The following is an 18,272-nucleotide window of genomic DNA, read 5'->3' as shown; positions in this document are numbered from 1 at the left end:
TGCATTACCCGTTCATCTAACGTCCGGCATGCGGCGTGTGTGGCCTTATGTCACATGCGTCGTAATGCGGCGTAGGCAGGCTTCGTCCTGCCTGCGTCGCGTGGGCGCGCGACATCCCTAGCGCGTCTCGGATGTCGCCCGGTAACCCCGGGCAGGGAGGGACATACCTTGTCAGGCAGAACATCCTCAGGACGGGCCCGGCGTCTGGCCGCCATCGTGCCCGCCCTCGGCCTCGCGGCAGCGGGACTGGTGGCCATTCCCGGGGCCACGGTCACCATCGCGGCGGCCGACACGACCGTGGCCAGCTACATCCCGTCAGCCAGCGACCACTACATCAACTACGCGCCTCCGATGGTCCAGGGAGACGTCGCATCCCGGGACGAGGAGCGCATCACCGCCGGCTCCCAGAGCCGGGCCGGCCGGTCCGCGCAGCAGACCACCGCGCACACCTTCGACCGCAAGTACGCGGGCGGCAACCCCGTCGCGGCCCGCAGGCTCGCCGACAACGAGCGGCGCGCCGTCAGGACCGGCAAGAACCCGTTCGAGTTCATCTTCAAGAAGGCCGGCACCAAGCAGACCGCGAAGCTGCTGACGCTGCTGGTGGAGTTCAACGAGAACGCCAACGACGACTTCTCCGGCTTCAGCCGTCAGGAGTCCACCGCCACCCCGAACACCTGCGTGGTGGAGCCGGCCGGAACCACGATCAACGGCCCGCTGCACAACAAGATCCCGAATCCGGCGACCCTCCCTGGGCCCGGCAAGGACAACAACTCGATGTGGGTGTCGGACTTCAGCACCGACCACTTCAACAAGATGCTCTACACCGACAAGGGGATCACCACCCGGGTCCGTCCGGACCTGAAGGACCCCCGCGACGGCAGGAGCGGCATCGACATCTCCGGCTTCACCATGAAGAAGATGTACGAGGAGATGTCCAAGGGCGCCTACACCGTCACCGGCGCGGCCGTGGGCTGGCTGAAGGTCCCCCACTCCGAGGGCTGGTACGGCGCCGCCGAGTGCAACCCGGCCGGCAACAACGCCCCGCAGAACATGAACGGCCACCCCGACAACCCGGCCGGCCCGGCGCAGCTCGGCATCGACGCGGTCAACGTGCTGGCCGCCCAGCAGCCGAACTTCCCGTGGGCCGACTACGACGTCGAGGACGTCAGCGACGCCGACGGCGACGGCAACCTCCTGGAGCCGGACGGCGTCATCGACCACCTCGTGCTTGTGCACGCCGGTGAGGACAAGTCCGGCGGTGGCGGCGCCGAGAACACCTACGCCATCTGGGCGCACTCCGCCACCATCCCCGGCGGCTACACCATCCCCGGCACCGGCAAGCGCATCTCCAACTACATCGTGCAGCCCGAGGACTCCGGCGTCGGCGTCTTCGCCCACGAGTACGGCCACGACCTCGGCCTGCCCGACCTGTACGACTCCACCGGCGGGGGCGACACCAGCGTCGAGTTCTGGGACCTCATGTCGACCGGCTCGCACTCCGGGCCGATCTTCCAGTCGATGCCCGCCCACATGGGCATCTGGGACAAGTGGGTGCTCGGCTGGGTGAACCCGAAGGCCTTCAACCCCGGTGACGGCACCAAGCTCGTCACCGTCGGCCAGGCCTCGCGCACGCCCAAGCTGACCGAGGACGGCGTCCGCATCAACCTGCCGAACAAGTCGGTCACCATGACGACCCCGCACAGCGGCGCCAACGCCTGGTGGACCGGCAACGACCAGAACTGGGCCGACGTGCGGCTCACCCGCACGGTCGACGTCCCGGCCGGCTCCGACGTGAAGTTCTGGATGTGGAACGACTACGTCATCGAGGCGGACTGGGACTTCGGCTTCGTCGAGGTCTCCACCGACGGCGGCGCCACCTGGACCGAGCAGAAGATCTTCACCGAGGGCGGCGCGCTCGTCTCCACCGACGACGGTTACGCCGACCCCAACAACCGCATGCAGGACTTCGGCGGCAAGAAGTACGGCCTGACCGACCACACCGAGGGCTGGCGGCACGACTACATCGACCTCGCCCCGTTCGCGGGCCAGACCGTCCAGGTCCGGCTGCGGTACGCGACGGACGAGGCGTTCGTGGAGCGCGGCTGGTTCGCCGACGACTTCTCGCTCACCAACGGCGGCACCACCGTCTGGAGCGACGACGTCGAGGGCGGCGCCAACGGCTGGACCCCCGCCGTCACCACCTTCACCGACACCCGGGGCGCCGGCTGGACGCGGCACTCCGGCACCGTCATCACGGAGCTGTTCTACCTGGCCGAGTGGCGTAACTACGACGGGTTCGACCAGGGCCTGGCGTACACCTACGACACCACCTACCAGCGGAACAACGTCTGGAAGGTGGAGAAGGTCAAGTACAACGCGCCAGGCCTGCTGGTCTGGCTGCGGGACGCGTCCTTCGCCGCCAACAGCGTGGCGGCCAACCTGCTGTCGCTGCCGTCGCTCGGCTCCAAGGGCGAGATGCTGCTGGTGGACTCGCACTTCGACCCGCTGCGCCGGTCCGGTGTCGCGGCCACGAAGGACACCAGCGTCCTGAAGAACATCCCGATGCGCCCGCAGGCCTCCAACGCGGCCTTCGGCTTCACCAAGACCTACCCGTTCAAGGAGTGCCTGGAGGCCGCGGGCGAGCCGTTCAGCGAGTACTGCACCTCGTTCCCGGCGCAGAACCCGGTCAAGGCGTTCACCGACGCCAAGACCTGGTACCCGGGCATCGAGGACCGCGGCGCCCAGGGCCTGTTCGCCCGTAACCGCGACGCCTCGGCGGTCGTGCCCTCCCGGGACGACCAGCAGTACAGCGTCCGCGTGGTCAACCCGGACGGCTCCCCGGCCACCGGGCTCTACGGCGAGGACTTCCTCGGCTTCACCCTCGGCACCGGCAACCCCGGCGACGAGGGCAAGCAGCTGGGCGCGCAGATCAAGCTGATCAGCCCGCTCCCGCTCAACCTCGGAGTCATCCTCCAAGTGACGGCGGCGAAGAAGTAACGCATTAGCATGTGATCATGCGGAGCAAGGCAGACCATACGGCGGCCGTCCGGGAACACCGGAGGGCCGCCGTAGTGGTCAACACCAAGTCCCGGCGCGGGCGCAGGCACTACGACGAGGTGCTGCGCCTGATCCGGGCCGCCGGGTTCGCCCCCCTCGGGGTCTTCCCGGTGGACGAGCCCAAGCGGCTCCCGGCCACCCTGGACGAGGCCCTCGCGCTCGGCCCCGACCTGCTCATCGTGGGCGGCGGCGACGGCACGCTGAGCACCGCCGTCAAGCAGCTGGCCCACCGCGACGTGGCCCTGGGCGTGCTGCCCCTGGGCACCACCAACAACTTCGCCCGCAGCCTCGGCCTGCCGCTGACCCGCACCGGCGCGGTCCGGATCTTCACCGCGGGCAAGGTCGCCGACGTGGACCTGGGCCTGTGCGGCGACCGCCCGTTCGCCAACCTGGCCAGCTTCGGCGTCTCGGTGGAGGTGGCGGGCACGGTGAAGCCGTGGCTGAAGCGGGCGCTCGGCCGGGCCGCCTACCCGCTCACCGCGCTGACCATCCTGCCGGGCCACCACGCGTTCCGCGCGTTCATCACCGTGGACGGCGTCCGGCACGAGCTGCTCACCCACCAGCTCAACATCGCCAACGGCCGGTTCCACGGCGGCTGGCAGATCGCCAGGGACATCAGCATCGACAACCGGCGGCTGGTCGCCTACCAGCTGGGTTCCGGCAAACGTTTGAGGCTGCTGGTGGAGACCATGAACCGGGCCACCACCGGCAAGTGGCGCAGCCTGGCCGGGGGCCCCTTCGTGATCGGCCGGGAGATGCTGATCGAGACCGACCCGCCGATGGCCGCCGACATCGACGGCGAGGTACGGCTACGCACCCCCCTGACCCTCACCACGATTCCGAACGGCGTCCGGGTGATGGTCGCCCAGGACTTCGTCGACAACTGACGCCAGCCGCCGGTAGGCCGGGCGGAGCAGGTCCAGCAGCGGGATGTGCCTGATCTTGATCGGCGGTGGCTCCAGCGCGCGCAGCAGCAGGTCCGCGGGCGTGGCCACGCTCGGGTGCTCCTTCAGCCGGGCCAGCGAGACCGAGGGCCCGTAGAAGTCGTCAAGCCGCTCCTCGAACGGCACGTCCTCGACGTCCAGGGGATCCATCAGCGCACCGCCTCCGGGCTGAGCCGGAACAGCTCGCGCAGCTGGTCGGCGGACAGGTCGGCCAGCCAGTCCTCGCCCCCGCCGACCACGCTGTCGGCCAGGGCCAGCTTGCGTTCGATCATCTCGTCCACCCGCTCCTCCAGCGTGCCCACACAGATGAACTTCCTGACCTGCACGTTCCTGGTCTGCCCGATCCGGAACGCGCGGTCGGTGGCCTGGTTCTCGACCGCCGGGTTCCACCAGCGGTCCACGTGGATGACATGGTTGGCGGCGGTCAGGTTCAGCCCGACGCCGGCCGCCTTCAGCGACAGCAGGAAGATCATCGGCTCGTCGTCGCCCTGGAACCGCTCCACCAGCTCGTCCCGCCGCCGTTTGCTCAGCCCGCCGTGCAGCCACAGCACCGGCCGATCCAGCCGGGCCTCCAGGTACGGCTGGAGCATGGTGCCGAACTCCGCGTACTGGGTGAACACCAGCGCCTTGTCGCCCTCTTCGATGATCTCCTCGGCCAGCTCCTCCAGCCGGGCCAGCTTGCCGGAGCGCCCGTCCAGCCGGGAGCCGTCCTTCAGCAGGTGCGCCGGATGGTTGCAGACCTGCTTGAGCCGGGTCATCGTGGCCAGCACGTTGCCGCGCCGCTCGATGCCGTCGCTGCGCTCGATCCGGCCCATCATGTCGGCCACCACCGCCTGGTAGAGCCGGGCCTGCTCGGGGGTGAGCGTGCACCAGACCTTCATCTCCTGCTTGTCCGGCAGGTCGGAGATGATCGTCTTGTCGGTCTTGAGGCGGCGCAGCACGAACGGCCCGGTCGCCCGGCGCAGCGCCCGCATCGCGTTCTCGTCCCGGCGGAGCTCGATCGGCTCCTGGTAGCGGGTCCGGAACGCCCGGGCGGGGCCGAGCAGGCCGGGATTGCAGAACTCCATGATCGACCAGAGCTCGGCCAGGTGGTTCTCGACCGGCGTGCCGGTCAGTGCCAGCTTGGTCCTGGCCCGGATCTGGCGGACGGCCTGGGCCTGCCGGGCCGCGCTGTTCTTGATCGCCTGGGCCTCGTCGCAGACCACCCGCTCCCAGCCCTGCCGGGCCAGCGCGGGCAGGTCGCGGAGGGCGGTGCCGTAGGTGGTGATCACCAGGTCGGCGGCCCCGATCGTGGCGGCGAGCTCCTCGTCGCGGTGGCGTCCGCCGCCGTGGTGGATGTAGAGACGCAGGCTGGGCGCGAACCTGGCGGCCTCCTTCTGCCAGTTGTTGATCAGCGACATCGGGCAGACCAGCAGGGTCGCGGCGGGCCGGGCGTCCTCGCGCTCGGCCAGCAGCAGCGCGAGCGTGGTGATCGTCTTGCCCAGGCCCATGTCGTCGGCGAGGATGCCGCCCAGGCCGAGCCCCGACAGGAAACCCAGCCAGGCCAGGCCGCGCTCCTGGTAGGGGCGGAGCGCGCCGTCCAGGGTGGCGGGGGTGGGCACGGGGCGCAGGCGGCGTTCGGTCTCGCCGGAGAGCAGGTCGCCGAGCAGGCCGTCGGCGTCCACCTCGACCAGCGGCAGCTCGTCCGCGCCGCCGAGCACGACCTCCCTGATCACGTCGCCCACGGTCAGCTCGGTGACGCGCCGCTCCTCGACCGCGCGCAGGGCGGCCTTCAGCTGGCGGTCGTCCAGCTCCACCCATTCGCCGCGTACGCGGACCAGCGGCACCTTGAGCCGGGCCAGCTCGGCCAGCTCCGCCTCGTCGATCACCTGGTCGCCGACGGCCAGGTCCATCCGGAAATCGACGACTTCGCGGAGCCCCAGGTTGGGCGGCCCCGGCCGGGACCGGGTGGTCATCTTCAGGCCCAGGCGGGTCCTGCCCGCCCAGGAGGGCAGCCGCACGCCGTATCCCGCGGCCTCCAGCAGCGGCGCGGCGTGGCGGAGGAACGCGAACGCGCCCCGGGTGTCCATGCTCAGCCGCGCCGGATGGGGAACGCGCAGCGCCCAGTCGAGGTCGGGGTAGAGCCTGACCGCCCGGCGCAGCCCGCCGGCCAGCGTCTTCTGCGGCTCCGGCGTCGCGGCGAACTCGGCGCCCGCCCACACGTCCTCCGCCGCGATCCGCACGTCCGGGTCCTCGGCCGACCGCAGCCCGAACTCCACCCGCCACTTGTCGTCGGCGCCCGGCTCGACCAGCCGGAAGTCCACCCGGACCGGGCCGCCAAGACCGCGCGCGGCCTCGAACCACGCCGCCAGCGCGGTCCTGAGCCGCGCCGCCTCGGCCTCGTCCACCTCTTTGTCGTCCACCTCGTCCAGCCGCGGCTCCGGGTCGGTCAGCGCCAGCAGCCAGCGATCCGCCAGCGCGCTCTTGCGCCCTGGCCGGTACGCGCCGATGAGCTTGTCCGGAAACGCCCGCCGCGCGACCCCATCCACCAGCTCGGTCAGCGCCCCCAGCAACACCTCACTGGACCGCCCCTCCTCCTGTACGGCCCTGCACACCGGCGGCATGGCCGCCGCCAGCTCCCGGAACCGCGCGGCATCCACCCCCGTCAGCACCGGCCGCCACCGCGCCTCGTCCCCGGTGAGCCACGGCAGGATCCGCCCCCTCCGGACGAGATCACGCGCGAAATCCCCAACAATCCCGAAATATCGCACCGAAGGCCCAGGAATCGCGTCGAGCTCCTCCGGCGTGTACGGCAGGAGCGGTACCCGCCAGCGCGCGACACGCGGATTCCTGACGGTGATGTCCGCCCCAAGCTCGGGGGAGGGGGCGGGGCCGCGCCCCGAACTCGGCAGCAGCAACACGGCGGAGGGCTGCGCGTGCGTCACAGGACCGGAACTCGCGAGGCCCGGCCGAGGGGCGGCGCGAGCCCGGCGCCCGGACAGCGGGCCGCCGGGTGCCGTGGCCTCGTAGGCCGTGGCCTTAGGTGCCGTGACCTTGGCAGTCGTGGGCGTTGTGAGTTTGGGCAGGGCGGAGGCGGGAAGCGCGAACGGGTGGTCGCGGATCTCGGCGCGGGAGGTGGTGGTCAACGGCAGCGTGCTGTCCTCGGCCCACAACGCCAGACGGCCCTCCGCCCAGACCGCGTGCAGCACCCTCGTCACCGGATACCTACAGCGTGGAGCTCCCGTCCTTCAGCACGGGGAGGGAACGTGGAACGGTCCGGCATGGTCGGGTCCCGGTTTTGTCGGTGGTGGCCGCTAGGTTGATCGGCATGTCGCGCTACCGGCTCCAGCCCACGCCCGCCCAGGAGGCGGCGCTTCTGGAGCACTCCGGGCATGCGCGCTTTGTGTGGAATCTGGCTGTTGAGCAGCACGCCCATTGGAGGCCGGGCCGCAAGAGCGCGCCGGGGTTCGCCGAGCAGTGCCGTCAACTGACCCAGGCGCGAGCCGAGTTCGCCTGGCTCGCGGCCGGGTCGATCATCGTCCAGCAGCAGGCATTGAAGGACTTCGCGCTGGCGATGGCAAACTTCTTCGGCGGCACCCACCGCCGTCCGACCTTCCGGAAGCGGGGCCACGGGGAGGGCTTCCGGATCGTATCGGTCAAGGCGCACGATGTTCGCCGCCTGTCCCGCAATGTGGGCGAGGTCCGCGTCCCCAAGGTCGGCTGGGTGCGCTTCCGATGGTCGCGGGCAGTGCCGGAGGGCGTCAAGTCCTACCGGGTCACCCGCGATCGGGCGGGCCGCTGGTTTCTCGCGTTCGCCGCGATCCCCCAGTCCGTCCCGGCACCGGGAACCGGTGAGATTGTCGGCGTGGACCGGGGAGTGGCGGTCAGTGCGGCGCTGTCCACCGGCGAATTGCTCAACGCGCCCGCCCTTGGCGAGCGGGAGAGGGCTCGGCTGCGACGGCTGCTGCGGAAGCTGGCGCGGGCGAGACGCGGGTCCAACCGGCGGAGCAAGGTCAAAGCTGCGATCGCGCGGTTGAAGGCCCGCGAGACCGATCGGCGCAGGGATTGGGTGGAGAAGACCAGTACCGACCTGGCCCGGCGCTTCGACGTCATCGGCATGGAGGACCTGAAGATCTCCGATATGACCCGTTCCGCCAGGGGCACCATCGAAGCGCCTGGCCGTAACGTCTGTCAGAAGACGGGCTTGAACCGGGGCATCCTCGCCAGCGGATGGGGCCAGCTGTTCGAACGCCTGGAGCAGAAGGCTCCCGGCAGGGTAGTCAAGGTCAATCCCGCGTACACGAGTCAGCGGTGTTCGGCGTGCGGGGTCGTGGATCGGGAGGCGCGCGAGAGCCAAGCGTGTTTCCGGTGCAGGTCCTGCGGATACGCCGGCAACGCTGATGTGAACGCGGCCCAGAACATCGGACACGCGGCAGGGCATGCCGTGTCCGCGCGGGAAGGGCCGCGGGTTGCCGGGCCGGTGCACCGCGAACCTCAACGCGATCTCCTCCTGGTGGGGTAGCCGCTGTTGGAATCCCCCTCGTTCGCTGGGGGGGAGGATGTCAACACGCCGTTCAAGCTAGCAGCGCCGGTGGAGTGCCAAGGAACCTCCTCCCCGTCCCCGGTCGTTTCCCGTTAGCAGTTCGTAGTCAGATCCACATGGCGGGTATGCCCGCCGTTGAAAGGATCAGTGCCTGTGATCCGGTTCTCCCTGGTGCCGATGTCGTTGCGACGGCGGTACACGATCGAGGCGCTTCTCGCCCAGGACGAGGAGAGTGACCTCTATCTCGCCCAGCCCAGAAACGGCGAACCCAGCCCCATCGCGTTGCGCGTCTACCAGCCGGGGCGCTGGCTGGACGAAGGGGTGCTCGACCGCCTGGTCGGCCAACCGGTGGCCGGGCTGGTCGGGTACGGGCGGGCGGGTTCCGGTGACGGCGACCTGCCCTGGCTGGTCCAGACCCACCTGGGCACCGATTCGCTGCGCGGCCTGATCACCGGCGAGCCGTGGAACGAGGAGCGGACCAAGGAAGCCGTCGCGGCCGTCGCCGCCCTGGTCGCGGAGTGGCGGGCCGCCACCGGCCAGGAACTGGGCGACTTCCGCCCCGACGACCTGATCGTCACCGGCCTGGAGCCGCTCACCCTGCGCCTCGGCCTGATCCCCCGCCCCGACCGGTACGGCTGGTCGCAGCCCCCGCCCCCGGAGAGCGCCGCCGGTGCGCAGGACGCCTGGTGGGCGCTGGGCGTGCTCGTGCACGAGCTGCTGACCGGGCGGCCACCCCGGTTCGAGCCCGGCGACCCCGCCGTCGAACTCGGCGACACCGGCCTGGGCCGCTGGCAGCACCTGCTCGCGGGCCTGCTCACCGTCGACCCGAACGCCCGCTGGACCGGCCGCGAGGTCGCCGCCTGGCTGGCCGGCGGCACCCCCGCCGTCACCCCCGACCGGGTGCCAAGACCGATCGCCTTCGAAGGCCGCGAGCACCGGACCATGATCTCGCTGGTCACCCACATGACCGCGCACCCCGCCGACACCGAACGCTGGTGGCTGAACGGCGGCGACGTCCTGCTCACCAACTGGCTCGACCTGGACCTCGCCGACGAGACCCTGGACCGCACGCTCCTGGACACCGCGCCACCGCTCGTCCTGACCGGCCTCGCCGCCACCTACCTCGCCGGGCACCGCCCCCGATACCGCGGCTTCGCCGTGGACGCCGCCGGGCTGACCGAACTCGCCGCGGGCGAGTCCACCGGGCACCTGGTGCTCGCCGAGGCGGTCACCTCCGGCGCGCTCGCCCACGCCGCCCGGCACCGCTGCGAGCACCGCGCGTGCCACTCCGGCGGCTTCGACGGCTGCCGCGAGATCACCCGCGTGCTGACCGACGTGCCCATCATCCTGGGCCAGGCCCGCGACGTCCTCGACCAGATGCGCGAACGCACCGGCGAGATCGCCGCCCGCGAGTGGAACCGCGGCGTCGCCGTCGCCGTCCAGACCACCCTCGACCCCGCCAGCGTCCGCCGCCACCGGCGCAGGCTCCGCGTGGAAGGGCTCACCTCCCTCGGCAAGGGCGGCCCCGCCTGGGTCGGCTGGTGGCGGGAACAGCGCAGATACGCGCTGGACGGCCGCGTCGACGAACTCGGCACCCGCGTCGCCCTGATGGTGGTCGTCCTGCTCACCGCCGGAGCCGACGTGCTCGGCAAGCAACTCGCCGAGGAGAACAAGCAGGAGATGCTCCGCCGCCGCGACGAGGCCACCGACCAGGGCCGCGCCCTGCTGGCGCGCGGGCAGGAGGGTGCGCTGACCCTCTTCGGCGAACTGCGCAGGCGGCTGCCCATCCTGCTCCGGCGGCTCGCCCTGCTGCTCATGGACGGCGGCGAGCGAGCCCGCGCGGGCGCCAAGGTCCTGCGGACCCGGGCGCGGCACCGGTACGCCCGCTACCAGCACAGCCGCCGTGGCTAGGGAATTCCGCACCACACCGGGGCCAGCGGAATCGCGATCGGCCCGCTGAGGAGCAGACCTCCGACCAGGTACGCGGCCGGGGAAACCCAGCGCGACCGTGACCGGACACCGGTGAGCAGACGTTCCACCCGCTCGGCCGCCGCGGGACCCGCCAGCGCCATCGTCCCCGGCGCCGAATCGCGGCGGGCGCTCATGTGCCCGATGGCCTGGGCCAGCTCGAGGCTGCCGTGCGCGCGTCGCGCCTGATCGTCCGCGAGCAGTTCCAGCAGCACGGGGACGGCTTCCCGGGCGTGCCTGGCCGCGGGCAGCCAGGGGAAGGCGTGGGCCAGCGCGATGAACGGGAGCAGGAGCAGGTCGTGCCGCCCGTAGAGGTGGGCGCGCTCGTGCGCCAGCACCGCCTGGAGCTGGCCGCGGTCCAGCACGTCCAAGGTCCCCCGGCTGAGGACGATCCGCGGCTCCGAGCCCGGGACGCAGTAGGCGACGGGCATCATCGCGAGTCCCGATCGCACCGTGCACCCCTTCCCCACCACGACCCCCGACCCGGCAAGCCATCCATTGGCGGCCACACCTCAGCAGCATGAACCGGCCAGGACTTACTACGGTGGCCGGAGCAGCCAGGTGGTCTTCATCGTGCCGTAGGCAGAGCTCATGCATGTGACGGAACAACACGACGGCCGCGATCAGCGCCAGTAGCGCGACACCTGCGATCGTCTTACATGTGGGATTCGGCGTACGGCGTAAGTACTCGGTTCCACCACCGCTCAGCCCTCCCAACCAGGGAGAACGAGCCGGGTGGACGCCGTGAACAGCATGTACGTATCGAAGGTGTCCGCCCTCGGACACAGATAAAGCCCTACTCAGCGGGGCTTTCTTCATGTCGGGGTTGCAACGCGGGGATGCAACACAGCCTGATCTACGTCAGGCGAAGAGAGCGGACACGGTTTCGGCGGCTTCCGCCCTGCACGCTGGATGCGTCGGCGCAGCCTCCCCGATCAGCAGGCTGGGCGTGCCGGCCGGGACCAGGATGGTGCTGATCCCGGGGCCGTTTCCCTGGCCCGTCTCGCCGGTGCCGGTGATGGCGGCCACCCGATCACGGCAGTGCCGGTGGTGGCCATTCGAGTATGTTTGCGCTAACATTTTTGTCAACAGTGTCGAATTGTTAACGATAACATGAATATCTTCACGCGTTCCTGTTATCAACAGGCAATTGCACGGTTCCTTGGCGTGGCAGCGTCGGCATGGCTCTGCGCACTGCGACGTGCGCCGCAGGTCAATCGCCGACGAGCACCCTGTTATAACATGCGGGTTTCCGCTGTGTTTCGACCAAAGTGTCATCAACGATGCGGCGACTGTCAATACGCCGAGCGGCTCGGCGCGCTGGATGACGTCGCCGACCTGCTGTGCAACCGGGGCGACTACCGCGTCCAGCAGGCGGTCGGCGAGGCCCGGGTCTGGTACGTACGCGCCGTCGAGGCGGCCCTGGCCGGGCCACTACCCGAAGGTGCCCGAGCGATCGAGGCCCTCGCCGGAATGGCCCTGGCCGGGAACGACGCGGCGGCGGCGCGGCTCCTCGGTGCCGCCACGGTGCTGCGGGGCGCCGCCCGGCCCGGCTCCGCGAAGCTCGCCGCCGCGGCACGTGCCGCCCTGGGCGACTCGCCGTACCAGGCCGCCTATCAGGCCGGTGCGCTGCTCCCCTTGGCCGACGCCCTTCGCCTGGCCGGCGTACCCGAGTCGGCCATCCACATGCTGGCCGAGAACATGGGCAAGAAGGAGCCCCGGCATCCCAAATAGGAGTCTTAGATACCACTTTGATACGGTTCTATCGTGAGGCTGACGAAGTTCACCGATCTCGCGTTGCGGGTCACTATGCGTCTGGCGGTCATCGATGGGGCGACGACGCCCACGTCGAGGGAGGTGGCCGAGTCGGTAGCCGCCTCGTATACGCACATCGCGAAGGTGGTGAGCCGGCTTCAGCATCTCGGGGTGGTGGAGGCGAAACGCGGGCGAGGTGGCGGGCTTGAGATCACAAGCGGGGGCCGGCGGGCGTCTGTCGGCTGGCTGGTGCGCGAACTCGAAGGCCCGGGCGATGTGGTCGGCTGCGAAGACTCGCCGCCCTGCCCCCTGCGCGGAGCGTGCCGTCTGCGCGGCGCGCTCCGTGAGGCGCAGGAAGCGTTCTACGCCGCGCTTGACCCGCTGACCATACAGGACCTCGTCAGCGAGCCCACGCGACCGGTGCTGGTCCGGTTGCTCACCCCCGCTCGCAGATAGCGAGATCAACATCCACGTCAGCCGGGGATTTACGGCCAAAAATAAGAATCTAATATGCATATTTAGGAGATGTCATGCTGTCCGAGCAGTCCACCGGCCTCGTCCGCGCCACTCTGCCGATCATCGCCGAGACGATCGAGCAGATCACCCTCGCCTTCTACCAGAGGATGTTCACCGCCCACCCCGACCTCCTCCGAGACCTGTTCAACCGGGGCAATCAGTCAAACGGCACCCAGAGCCGCGCACTGGCGGGCTCCATCGCGGCCTTCGCCTCCATGCTGATCGACCATCCCGAACACCGTCCCGACCAGCTGCTCGACCGCATCGCCCACAAGCACGCCTCGCTGGGCGTCACCGCGGAGCAGTACACGATCGTCCACCGGCACCTGTTCGCCGCCATCGCCGAGGTGCTCGGCGACGGCCTCACCGACGAGGTCGCCGCCGCGTGGAACGAGGTGTACTGGCTGATGGCCGGCGCTCTGATCGCACGGGAGTCGCGTCTGTACGCGCTGACGGGGATCTCGGACGGAGATGTCTGGCGGCCCTGGCGGGTGGTCGGCCGTATCGAGGAGACCCCTGATGTGGCGACCTTCATGCTGTGCCCCGCCGACCGCGGCCCGATCCCCCCGTTCCGGCCCGGCCAGTACGTCTCGGTGCAGGTCGAACTCCCTGATGGGGCACGCCAGATCCGGCAGTACAGCCTGTCGTGCGCGCCGGACGGCACCGCCCGGTGGATCGCGGTGAAGCGGGTCACGGGCACACCTGAGGGTGAGGTGTCGAACTGGCTGCACGCCAACATCCGTGAGGACGACGTGCTCCGTGTGAGCGCACCGTTCGGCGACGTCGTCCTCGACGACGAGGACTGCCCCGTGCTGCTCGCTTCAGCGGGCATCGGCTGCACTCCGATGATCAGCATGCTGGCCCATCTGGCCGCCGCCAGCACCATCCGGCCGGTGACCGTGGTTCACGGCGACCACTCGGAGCGCACCCATGCGTTCCGCTCCGACCTTGGACTGCTCACCGAGAAGATCCCCCAGGCGGCCAGCCACGTGTGGTACGAGAACCCCGAAGGGCCGTGGCCGGCGGAACGCACCGGCCTGGTCGACCTGTCGGGTATCGAAATCCCCGAAGACACCCGCGCCTACCTGTGCGGACCCGTGCCGTTCATGCGCTCGGTGCGCGCTCAGCTCCTCCAGTACGGCGTTCCCGCCTCCCGCATCCACTACGAGGTCTTCGGCCCCGACCTGGGCCTCGACTGAGAGGTAACCCCCATGACATCGGTCGATGCGCCGATCAAGCCGCGCTCGCGGGGCGGGCCGTCTCGTCCTCGCGCGCCATGGCATCTGCGGGCGAACGCGGTCGTGGTGTGCTGGCTTGGGTTGACGGTCGTGGCTGCGCTGGCGCAGGAGGGGTTACCCGCTCCCCGCTGGCTCCTGATCCACGTCTTCCTACTGGGCGCGGTCAGCAACGCCATCCTCATCTGGACCGAGCACTTCGCGGTCACGCTGCTCCACGCGAGGGAGCCGGACCCGCGCCGAAGCCTCATCCGTCTCGGCACGCTTAACGTCGGCGCGTTGGCAGTACAGTACGGCACGGCGGTCGGCCCCTGGCAGGTGGCGGCGGCAGGAGCGGGAGCGGTCGTGGCAGCGGTGGGCTGGCACGCGGCCGCCCTGGCCGGGATGGCCAGGCGGGCGTTGCCCGGTCAGTTCGGCCACGTCGTCCCCTGGTACGTCGCCGCGAGTGGCACGCTGGCGGTCGGTGGCACCCTCGGCGGCCTGCTGGTCGCGCACGTCGGCTCCGGCACCCTGCACGCGGCGCACGCCCAGGTGAACCTGTTCGGCTGGGTGGGTTTGACCGTGCTCGGCACGCTGTTCACGCTCTGGCCGACGATCCTGCGCACGCGGATGTCCGCGCTGACCCGCAGGGCCTCCCGAGCGGCGCTGCGGCTGGCGGTGCCCGGCCTTACGCTGGCCACCGGGGGCCTGCTGCTGGGCATGCGGTGGCTCGCGGTCCTGGGGCTGGCGGTGTACGCGGCCGCCGTGGTCGTGGCTCTGGCGCCGCTCGCCGACACCGTACGGCGGCGCCGGCCGCACACCCCGGCCGCGTGGATGCTGGCGGCCGCCGTCGTCTGGTTCCAGGTCGCGCTCGTCGTGGATCTCGTGATCACGTTTACCCGGCCTCCCGGCGAGGTCGCGGACGCGCTGGAGCCGCTGCTGCCGCTGGTGCTGGTCGGATTCGTGGCGCAGACGCTGATCGGTTCGCTGGTCCACCTGCTGCCTGTGGTGCTGGGGGGCGGTCCCGCCAGACTCAAGGAGAACTCGGCGCTGTTGGAGCGCGGCTGGACGGTCCGGTTCGCGATGGTCAATCTCGCGGTGCCCCTGCTGGCCCTGCCGGTGCCGCCGCAGGTGCGTCTGCTCGGCTGGGCTGCCCTGCTCGGCGCGGCCACGGCGTTCGTGGCCCTGGCCCTGGCAGCCCTGACCCGCGAGCGGCTGCGGACACCTGTCGCATCTCCCGCGCTTGCCGGGGTGGTCGCGGGCTGCGTGCTCACCGGCGCGGCGATCGTGGTCGCCGACTATGACGGCTCCGCGCCGTCCATGACCGTCACCGCGTCAGGCGCTCAGCAGACTGTCGAGGTCACGCTGATCGGGATGCGCATCCAGCCCGGCGTCATCGAGGCCGCCCCCGGCACGCGCCTGACGCTCCACGTCACCAACAACGACGCCCAGCGCCACGACCTTCGGCTGTCAACGGGCGAGCGCACCCCCCTGCTGGGCCCGGGTGAAAGCGCCAGGCTCGAGGTCGGCGTGCTCGCCGGGGCGGTCGACGGCTGGTGCACCGTGGCGGGGCACAGTGCCGCGGGCATGACGATGCGCATCGTGCCGAAGGGCGTGGCGGCCGCATCCGATCCTGGATCGCATGCCGCCCACACCGCGAGCGCCGGCGAAAGCCTCGATCTCGCCGCATCCATGTCACCCGGGTGGAAACCCTACGACGCGACCCTTCAGCCTGCGCCTCAGGAAAAGGAGCACCAGGTCGAGATCCGAGTCCAGGAGACGGACCTGGAGGTGGCCCCCGGCGTCCGGCAGCGGATGTGGACGTTCAACGGGACCGTGCCCGGCCCGGTGCTGCGCGGCCGGGTGGGTGACGTGTTCACGGTGACGTTCGTCAACGACGGCACCATGGGGCACGGCATCGACTTCCACGCCGGCGCGCTGGCCCCGGACCAGCCGATGCGCACGATCCAGCCCGGACAGCGGCTGACCTACCGGTTCCGTGCCGATTTCGCCGGAGCCTGGCTGTACCACTGCTCGACGATGCCGATGTCCCAGCACATCGCCAATGGCATGTACGGCGCGGTCGTCATCGACCCGCCGGACCTCCCCCGCGTGAACCGGGAGTACCTCCTCGTGCAGAGCGAGCTCTACCTGGGACAGCCGGGCAGCCAGGCCCAGGTCGCCAAGATGCGCCAGGGGCGCCCGGACGGCTGGATGTTCGACGGCACCGTTGCGGGCTACGACCACGCCCCGCTTCCGGCAAAGGCCCGAGAGCGGGTGCGGATCTGGATGGTGGCCGCCGGGCCGGACTCGGGGACGGCCTTCCACGTGGTGGGCGCGCCGTTCGACACCGTCTACAAGGAAGGCGCCTACCTGCTGCGCGAGCACGATCCGGGCGGAGCGCAGGTGCTGGACCTGGCCCCCGCGCAGGGCGGCTTCGTCGAGCTGGAGTTCCCCGAGCCGGGCCACTACCCGCTCGTCGATCACAGCATGCGACACGCCGAAGCCGGGGCGCATGGGATGTTCGCGGTGGGTGCGCCATGACCTGGTGGTCGCTGGTCCGGTTCCTGCACGTGCTGTCGGCGGCGTTGTGGGTCGGCGGGCAGCTCACGGTGTCGCTGGTGGTGCTGCCCCTGGCACGCCGCATGCTGGACGACGACCGGCGCGGCCAGGTGCTGCGCGCGGTCGGCCGCCGGTTCGGGCTGTTCACCGGGGCGGTGTTCCTGCCGGTGCAGATCGCCACCGGCGTGGCGATCACCTGGCACAAGGGAGTGACCTGGACCTCGCTGGCCCTGCCCGGTTATGGGCGGGTGCTCGCCGCCAAGCTGGTGCTGTTCTGCGTGGTCATGGCCGCGGCGGGGCTGCACGGATGGGCGTCGGGCAAGGGACACCCCAGCCTCGCCCGGGCGATGGCGGTCACCGCCATGGTGGGCTCGGTCGGTGTCGTCCTCCTGGCCACGGCGCTGCCGGCCACCTGAGCCGGGCCCGTGCGACGGGCCTTTTAAGCCCGTCGATGGGACCAAAGACCCTGATATCGGATGACGTCGCGGCCTGAGGGTAGGTCTGCCTGCTGCCGGAGGGATTGACACACGATGACGACCGTCAAAAAGATCACGCCGCTAACTACGAAGGGCGGCCGGACGACTGCGCTGGTGCTGGCGACGGCGGCCTTCGCGGTGAACTTTTGGGCGTGGGCGTTGCTCAGCCCGCTGGGCCCGACGTACAAGGAGTTGCTCGGGCTGAGCCCGCTGGCGGTGTCGGTGCTGGTGGCCGTGCCGGTCATCGTCGGATCGCTGGGCCGGATCGTGCTCGGCGGACTGACCGACCGGTACGGCGGCCGCGCCGTGTTCGCCGTGGCGAGCCTGCTGGGCGTGGTCCCCGTGGTGTTCCTCGCCTTCGCCCAGAGCTACCCCACCCTGCTGATCGGCGGCTTACTGCTGGGGATGACCGGCGCGACCTTCGCCATCGGCGTGCCGTACGTGAACGCGTGGTTCCCCCCGGAGCGGCGCGGTCTGGCGCTGGGGATCTTCGGGATGGGCAACATCGGCACGGCGGTGTCGGGATTCGCCACCCCATGGCTGGCCACCGAGTTCGGGCGCCGGGTGCCGTTCTTCGTGGTCGCCGTGGCCTTGGTGGCGGTCGGCCTGGCGTTCCTCGCGGTGGGGCGCAACGCCCCGGGCGCCGCGGGAGCCGCCGAGCCGTTCCTGACCCGGTTCCTCGCCGCCGCGCGGCTGCGGATCACGCGGGAACTGGCGGGGATGTACGCGATCACCTTCGGCGGTTTCGTCGCGTTCGGCGTCTACCTGCCGCTGTACCTGAAGGCGGCCTACGGGCTGAGCACCGCGGACGCGGCGGCGCGTGCGGCCGGGTTCGTCCTGCTCGCCACCCTCGCGCGCCCGGTCGGTGGCTGGCTGGCGGACCGGATCGGGGGACGGCTGGTGCTGAGCGGGGCGCTGGGCACCGTGTTCGTGTGCGCGATCATCGTCTCCTTCAGCCCGGTGATGCCGCTGGCCACGGTCGGTTTCCTGACCATGGCCGCCGCACTCGGCCTGGGCAACGGCGCGGTGTTCGCGGTGCTCGGCAAGGCGGTGCCCGCGCGCATGGTGGGCTCGGCCACCGGCGTGGTCGGCGCGGCCGGGGGCCTGGGCGGGTTTCTCCCGCCGATCGTGATGGGACTGATCTACCAGGCCACCGGCTCCTACGCCATCGGCCTGATGCTCCTCGCGGCTGTCGCCTTGGCAGCGTTCGTCTACTGCTGGTTCGTCCTGAGCGTGGCATGAAAGAAGGAAGAGTACA

Annotated in this window: 14 protein-coding genes; 10 read left to right on the top strand and 4 right to left on the bottom strand. The window is 70.6% G+C overall.

Annotation, left to right across the window (positions count from 1 at the left end; all coding sequences use genetic code 11):
• Window positions 1-168: 168 nt before the first annotated feature.
• Window positions 169-2,997, top strand: a complete 2,829-nt coding sequence (locus ABGB08_RS13100; RefSeq protein WP_347589812.1) for an immune inhibitor A domain-containing protein — start codon at window positions 169-171, stop codon at window positions 2,995-2,997.
• Window positions 2,998-3,014: 17 nt separating this feature from the next.
• Window positions 3,015-3,944, top strand: coding sequence for a diacylglycerol kinase family protein (locus tag ABGB08_RS13095; RefSeq protein WP_347589810.1), 930 nt, complete (start codon window positions 3,015-3,017; stop codon window positions 3,942-3,944).
• On the opposite strand, the gene ABGB08_RS13090 is transcribed toward ABGB08_RS13095, so the two are convergent.
• Both ABGB08_RS13090 and ABGB08_RS13085 read right to left on the bottom strand, forming a co-directional pair.
• Window positions 3,867-4,151 (bottom strand): hypothetical protein, encoded by a 285-nt coding sequence (locus ABGB08_RS13090; protein WP_347589808.1) that lies wholly within the window; start codon window positions 4,149-4,151, stop codon window positions 3,867-3,869. The two genes, ABGB08_RS13095 and ABGB08_RS13090, sit on opposite strands and share 78 nt — an antisense overlap.
• Window positions 4,151-7,198 carry a DEAD/DEAH box helicase gene (locus tag ABGB08_RS13085; protein WP_347589806.1) on the bottom strand — a complete coding sequence of 1,016 codons (3,048 nt, stop codon included), beginning with the start codon at window positions 7,196-7,198 and terminating at the stop codon, window positions 4,151-4,153. Before ABGB08_RS13085 ends, ABGB08_RS13090 begins: the two co-directional genes overlap by 1 nt.
• Window positions 7,199-7,308: 110 nt before the next feature.
• Here ABGB08_RS13085 and ABGB08_RS13080 point away from each other — a divergent pair, with 110 nt between their 5' ends.
• Entirely contained in the window at window positions 7,309-8,502 is a 1,194-nt protein-coding gene (locus ABGB08_RS13080; protein ID WP_347589804.1) for a transposase, read from the top strand.
• 174 nt (window positions 8,503-8,676) lie between these two features.
• Window positions 8,677-10,434: a hypothetical protein gene (locus ABGB08_RS13075; RefSeq protein WP_347589802.1), complete on the top strand. Its 1,758-nt coding sequence runs from the start codon at window positions 8,677-8,679 to the stop codon at window positions 10,432-10,434.
• On the opposite strand, the gene ABGB08_RS13070 is transcribed toward ABGB08_RS13075, so the two are convergent.
• Together ABGB08_RS13070 and ABGB08_RS13065 are read right to left on the bottom strand one after the other, a co-directional pair.
• Complete coding sequence (locus ABGB08_RS13070; protein WP_347589800.1) at window positions 10,431-10,943, bottom strand: M56 family metallopeptidase; 513 nt, start codon at window positions 10,941-10,943, stop codon at window positions 10,431-10,433. The genes ABGB08_RS13075 and ABGB08_RS13070 overlap by 4 nt on opposite strands.
• A gap of 409 nt (window positions 10,944-11,352) precedes the next feature.
• The gene (locus tag ABGB08_RS13065) at window positions 11,353-11,571 is read right to left on the bottom strand and encodes a hypothetical protein (protein ID WP_347589798.1); all 219 of its coding nucleotides are present in this window, start codon (window positions 11,569-11,571) and stop codon (window positions 11,353-11,355) included.
• 177 nt (window positions 11,572-11,748) lie between these two features.
• Between ABGB08_RS13065 and ABGB08_RS13060 the strand changes: the two genes are divergently transcribed.
• The 6 genes from ABGB08_RS13060 to ABGB08_RS13035 all read left to right on the top strand — a co-directional run bounded on the left by ABGB08_RS13060 (window position 11,749) and on the right by ABGB08_RS13035 (window position 18,256).
• On the top strand, window positions 11,749-12,225 hold the full coding sequence (locus ABGB08_RS13060; protein ID WP_347589796.1) for a hypothetical protein: 477 nt from the start codon (window positions 11,749-11,751) through the stop codon (window positions 12,223-12,225).
• A 33-nt stretch (window positions 12,226-12,258) separates the two neighbouring features.
• Window positions 12,259-12,702: an Rrf2 family transcriptional regulator gene (locus ABGB08_RS13055; protein WP_347589794.1), complete on the top strand. Its 444-nt coding sequence runs from the start codon at window positions 12,259-12,261 to the stop codon at window positions 12,700-12,702.
• A 74-nt stretch (window positions 12,703-12,776) separates the two neighbouring features.
• Window positions 12,777-13,961, top strand: a complete 1,185-nt coding sequence (locus ABGB08_RS13050; protein ID WP_347589792.1) for a globin domain-containing protein — start codon at window positions 12,777-12,779, stop codon at window positions 13,959-13,961.
• A gap of 12 nt (window positions 13,962-13,973) precedes the next feature.
• On the top strand, window positions 13,974-16,520 hold the full coding sequence (locus ABGB08_RS13045; RefSeq protein ID WP_347589790.1) for a multicopper oxidase domain-containing protein: 2,547 nt from the start codon (window positions 13,974-13,976) through the stop codon (window positions 16,518-16,520).
• Entirely contained in the window at window positions 16,517-16,954 is a 438-nt protein-coding gene (locus ABGB08_RS13040; protein WP_347589788.1) for a hypothetical protein, read from the top strand. Before ABGB08_RS13045 ends, ABGB08_RS13040 begins: the two co-directional genes overlap by 4 nt.
• 114 nt (window positions 16,955-17,068) lie before the next feature.
• Entirely contained in the window at window positions 17,069-18,256 is a 1,188-nt protein-coding gene (locus ABGB08_RS13035) for an MFS transporter (RefSeq protein ID WP_347589786.1), read from the top strand.
• The last annotated feature ends 16 nt before the right edge of the window (window positions 18,257-18,272 follow it).

This window comes from Acrocarpospora sp. B8E8 (assembly GCF_039871605.1).
Lineage (GTDB): Bacteria > Actinomycetota > Actinomycetes > Streptosporangiales > Streptosporangiaceae > Acrocarpospora > Acrocarpospora macrocephala.
Note: the sequence above shows the minus strand (reverse complement) of the source record. Positions and strands in the feature narration are given on the sequence as shown.